Genomic DNA, 314 nt, shown 5'->3' with positions numbered 1-314 from the left:
GGTGGACCGCCTGCCAGCCCCAGCCCCGCATCGCGTCGAGGTCGGTGCCCGTGTAGGTGACCCAGCGCCGGTTGTACCAGTAGAGCGCGCCCGTCGCGTCGGCCATCCAGGCGAGCTGGGGGATCGAGTCGGCCATCACCCGGAAGTCGCTGTCGCGGGCGGAGAGCCCGGCCTCCGCCCGCTTGCGGCCCTCGATGTCGATGCACACGCCCGCCCACGCGACGATCCCGCCGGCCTCGTCGAGAATCGGCGCGGCGCGGGCGTTGAACCCGCGATAGGTCCCGTCGCGCATCCGCACGCGGTACTCGACCGCG

At 73.6% G+C, this 314-nt stretch carries 1 protein-coding gene; it reads right to left on the bottom strand.

All coding sequences use genetic code 11. The annotated features are described in order from the left end of the window. On the bottom strand, positions 1–314 hold a 314-nt coding region (locus tag WDW90_RS38650), incomplete at both ends, for a PAS domain S-box protein (protein WP_336492938.1).

It is taken from the genome of Methylobacterium nigriterrae (assembly GCF_037106235.1).
In the GTDB taxonomy this organism is placed as follows: domain Bacteria; phylum Pseudomonadota; class Alphaproteobacteria; order Rhizobiales; family Beijerinckiaceae; genus Methylobacterium; species Methylobacterium nigriterrae.
The sequence above is the reverse complement of the archived record's forward strand: the minus strand, read 5'-3'. Positions and strand labels throughout refer to the sequence as shown.